4 protein-coding genes and 1 pseudogene are annotated in these 3466 nt (G+C 64.1%); 3 read left to right on the top strand and 2 right to left on the bottom strand.

Translation table 11 applies throughout. The annotated features are described in order from the left end of the window. The 3 genes and pseudogenes from ACTS2Z_RS10295 to ACTS2Z_RS10285 all read left to right on the top strand — a co-directional run. A pseudogene (locus ACTS2Z_RS10295) lies at positions 1-75 on the top strand (response regulator); the annotation flags it as partial. Between the two features lie 13 nt (positions 76-88). Beyond that, positions 89-1204, top strand: coding sequence for a protein-glutamate methylesterase/protein-glutamine glutaminase (locus ACTS2Z_RS10290; RefSeq protein WP_442573122.1), 1116 nt, complete (start codon positions 89-91; stop codon positions 1202-1204). Between the two features lie 2 nt (positions 1205-1206). Next, entirely contained in the window at positions 1207-2055 is an 849-nt protein-coding gene (locus ACTS2Z_RS10285) for a CheR family methyltransferase (RefSeq protein WP_442573123.1), read from the top strand. A gap of 5 nt (positions 2056-2060) precedes the next feature. Here the strand turns inward: ACTS2Z_RS10285 and ACTS2Z_RS10280 are convergent, their stop codons facing one another. Both ACTS2Z_RS10280 and ctrA read right to left on the bottom strand, forming a co-directional pair. Beyond that, on the bottom strand, positions 2061-2627 hold the full coding sequence (locus ACTS2Z_RS10280; RefSeq protein ID WP_442573121.1) for a tetratricopeptide repeat protein: 567 nt from the start codon (positions 2625-2627) through the stop codon (positions 2061-2063). Between the two features lie 223 nt (positions 2628-2850). Further along, positions 2851-3466 (bottom strand): response regulator transcription factor CtrA (gene ctrA / locus ACTS2Z_RS10275; protein WP_442573120.1); only part of this gene is annotated, 616 nt, incomplete at its 5' end.

The raw sequence follows: 3466 nt of genomic DNA, 5'->3' as shown, positions 1-3466 counted from the left end.
GCGGACGAATACGTCATGAAGCCGTTTGACGGCGACATTATCGGTTCGAAGTTCGCAGAAGCCGGCCTGATGTAGGCCGCTCATTCTCATGAACCCTGCCACCACCATGCCTCCCGGCGTCAACTCAACCCCTCTTCCCCGTGTACTGGTGGTGGACGATTCAGCCGTTGTGCGCGGCCTTGTTGCCCGCTGGATCGAGGCCGATCCGCGCCTGGCGCTGGCCGCGACCTGCTCTGATGGCGAGCAGGGCGTCAAACGCGCTGCCGAATTGCAGCCCGATCTGGTTGTTCTCGATATTGAGATGCCCCGCATGGACGGGCTGACGGCCTTGCCGCTTATCCTCAAGGCGGCCCCGCGGGCGCGCGTGATCATGGCGTCCACCCTGACCCACAAGGGTGCGCAGGTCACCCTGCAGGCACTGGCACTAGGTGCCGCCGACTTTGCGCCCAAGCCCGATACCAGCCGCATGGGCGGCGCGGAAAGCTACCGGGTTGAACTGCTCGACAAGCTGACGGTTCTGGCGCCGCGCTATGCGCCGCAGCGTCCGGCCATGCCGGTTTCGCCGCAGCCGCTGGTCCGTCCGGCAATGCCGGAGGCGCCAGCCGGAGCCGCGCGCCCGCTGCCGTCCCGTGTCGACCTTCTCGCCATTGGTTCATCGACGGGTGGTCCGCAAGCGCTGCGGCAGGTCATCAGCTCCCTGCCCGCCTCGATCCGCATGCCGATCGTGATCGCGCAGCACATGCCCAAGGTCTTCACCGCCATTCTTGCCGAGCACCTGACCCGCGAGGGCCTGCCCGCTCATGAGGCAACCGATGGTGAGACCCTGAAGCCCGGCCATGTCTATGTAGCGCCGGGCGATTATCACATGACAGTCGAAGGGACGGCCGGAAACTTCCGGGCGCGCCTCGACCAGAACCCGCCGGTGAATTTCTGCCGTCCCTCGGTTGATCCGCTGTTTGAAAGCTGCGCGCGTGCGGCCGGGCGTCATCTTCTGGCGCTGGTGCTGACCGGCATGGGCTCTGATGGCCGCAATGGCTCGCGTCATGTCCGCGAGGGCGGTGGCGGCGTGATTGTCCAGGATCAGGCTTCAAGCGTCGTCTGGGGCATGCCGGGCGCGGTTGCCGAGGCGGGGCTGGCCGACCTCGTCCTGCCGTTGAACCAGATCGGCCCCGACCTTGCCCGCCGGCTCACAGGAGCGCGATAATGCTGAGCGAAAACAAATACAAATTCCTCGCTGCAGAGGTGAAGAAGCGCTCCGGCCTCGTGCTCGGTCCGGAGAAGGGCTATCTGATCGAAAGCCGTCTGGCGCCGCTTGCGCGCGCTGAAGGCCTTTCCGGTCCGGAAGCGGTTGTGGATGCCATGATGCGCGGCGATCAGCGCCTGTGCACCGCCGCGTCTGAAGCGCTGGCGACCCACGAGACCTTCTTCTTTCGTGACAAGACCCCGTTTGACCTGTTCTCTGAAGTGATGGCACCGGCGCTTCGCCAGTCGCGGGCGGGCCGGGCGTTCAAGATCTGGTGTGCGGCGGCGTCGACCGGGCAGGAGCCCTATTCGCTGGCCATGCTGATCCGCGAGATGAGCGGCATTTCCGCCTCGATCCTCGCAACCGACATGTGCGCGCACGTGCTGGAGAAGGCCAAGTCAGGGCTCTACAGCCAGTTCGAGGTGCAGCGCGGTCTCGCCATTCAGCGCCTGGTCCAGCATTTCGAGCAAAACGGCGATAGCTGGCGGGTGAAGCCGGAACTGCGCGAGATGATCCGCTTCGAGACGGGCAATCTGCTGGAAGATTTCTCCCGCTACGGCCAGCTCGACATCATTTTCTGCCGCAACGTGCTGATCTATTTCGATGTGGAGTCGAAAGCGAAGGTCCTGGACCGCCTTGCGGCGCAACTGGCGCCGGACGGCTTTCTGGTTCTGGGCGCGGCAGAGACGGTCGTCGGCCTGACGGACTCGCTCAAACCCGTTGCCGGTCAGCGCGGGCTCTACATGCGCAATATCGCCACGCCGGCCGCAGCCCCGGCTTCGGCAGGGCTCGCAGCGCGCGCGGTTGCCTGAGGCGGCTAGCCGTTAACCGGCGTGATCACCACTTCGTAGCGTTGCAATTCGCGTAGCGGCAATTCCCAGCCCGGCGCCAGCTCCAGCGCACGCTGGAAGTCCTCATAGGCTTCGGCATAGCGCTCGCGCGCATCCAGTGTCAGTGCACGGTGGTAGTAGGCCTTGTGGGCATCGCCGAGGCCCAGTTCCAGCGAGCGGGTGAAGTGGGCTTCAGCCTCTTCGTGATGGCCTTGGGTGAAGTGGCCGATACCGCGATTAAGCCACGCTTCGGCGAGTTCGGGTTGAAGCGCGATGGCGCGGTCATAGGCCTGCATGGCCTCTTCGGCGCGCCCGCCCGTGATCAGGACAATGCCCATATTGACCTCGGTCGCGGCCCGGTCACGCCGTGAAAGCAGGCCGGACTCCAGCGCTTCCTCACAGCGGACAAGGCTTGATCGGGCATTATACGTGCTCGCCAGCGCAGCCTCATAGCAGGCCCGGGCAGCGCTCGTTCCAAGCACGACGGTGCTCTGGGCGAGGGCAATGGATGGGCTGGCAAGAGCCAGCGCGGCAAGTGATATCCAGAAACGCATGTCAGCCTCCCGTTACCAGGGGCAAGCGCTTTCATGGTTTCGGCCGCCGGGGGCAGGTGAGGGGATGTGCGCCCCCGTCCGGGGCTGCCCTGTAACCCGGTGATACTAGCACGGATCACGAAGGCGGTTAACGCGAATTCGAAACGCGCCGGTCAGAGCCTCCACAAACGAAAAACCCCGGCGCGGGGCCGGGGCTTTCTTGTACCTATAGGAGCAAGCGGGCTTACGCCGCGCCTTTTTCCTCGACCGGGTCCCGCAGCACGTAGCCGCGGCCCCAGACGGTCTCGATCGGCGCCTTGGTGCCGGTCGCGGCTTCGAGCTTCTTGCGAAGCTTGCAGATGAAGACGTCGATGATCTTCAGTTCCGGCTCGTCCATCCCGCCATAGAGATGGTTGAGGAACATTTCCTTGGTGAGCGTCGTGCCCTTGCGCAGGCTGAGAAGCTCCAGCATCTGGTATTCCTTGCCCGTCAGGTGGACGCGCTGGGAATTCACTTCAACCGTCTTCGCATCGAGATTCACAGCGATATCGCCAGTGCGGATGATGGACTGGCTGTGACCCTTGGAGCGGCGGACAATGGCGTGGATGCGGGCGATCAGCTCTTCTTTGTGGAAGGGCTTGGTCATGTAGTCATCGGCGCCCGAGCCGAGGCCGCGCACCTTGTTGTCGATGTCGGCATTGCCGGACAGGATCAGGATGGGGGTGTCGACCTTGGCCATGCGCAGCGTCTTGAGCACGTCAAAACCGGGCATGTCGGGCAGGTTCAGATCCAGAAGGATGATGTCGTAGTCGTAGAGCTTGCCGAGATCGACGCCCTCTTCGCCCAGATCGGCTGTGTAC

Source organism: Glycocaulis sp., from assembly GCF_052168375.1.
Taxonomy (GTDB): domain Bacteria; phylum Pseudomonadota; class Alphaproteobacteria; order Caulobacterales; family Maricaulaceae; genus Glycocaulis.
Note: the sequence above shows the minus strand (reverse complement) of the source record. Positions and strands in the feature narration are given on the sequence as shown.

Bases quoted from the DNA above. Each gene is read 5' to 3' on its own strand.
- ACTS2Z_RS10280 (WP_442573121.1), bottom strand. From the start codon at position 2,627: ATGCGTTTCTGGATATCACTTGCCGCGCTGGCTCTTGCCAGCCCATCC.
- ACTS2Z_RS10290 (WP_442573122.1), top strand. From the start codon at position 89: ATGAACCCTGCCACCACCATGCCTCCCGGCGTCAACTCAACCCCTCTT.